Source organism: Halomonas sp. BN3-1 (assembly GCF_003056325.1).
Classification (GTDB): Bacteria; Pseudomonadota; Gammaproteobacteria; order Pseudomonadales; family Halomonadaceae; genus Halomonas; species Halomonas litopenaei.
On sequence record NZ_PYVV01000061.1, the window covers coordinates 1 to 386 of the forward strand.

The following is a 386-nucleotide window of genomic DNA, read 5'->3' on the forward strand; positions in this document are numbered from 1 at the left end:
AGGCTTAGACAGCTAGGAGGTTGGCTTAGAAGCAGCCATCCTTTAAAGAAAGCGTAATAGCTCACTAGTCGAGTCGGCCTGCGCGGAAGATGTAACGGGGCTCAAACCAGGTACCGAAGCTACGGGTGTGTTCGCATCACTTAAGGTGATTCGATAGTGTCAGTTCGCTGCCATCGCGAAGCGATGGCAAAGCGCTTCCCGAACGTTGAGTCGGGCAGGGCAAGGTGAACGGCCTGAGTCATTTTAAGGATGCGAACACGCGGTAGAGGAGCGTCGTGTAAGCCGATGAAGGTGTGTTGAGAAGCATGCTGGAGGTATCACGAGTGCGAATGCTGACATGAGTAACGACAAGGGGAGTGAAAAACTCCCCCGCCGGAAGACCAAGG

General features: G+C 53.9%; 1 rRNA gene. It reads left to right on the forward strand.

Annotated features, from left to right (window positions below):
* Positions 1-386: ribosomal RNA gene (locus C9F12_RS22310) — 23S ribosomal RNA — on the forward strand; the annotation flags it as partial.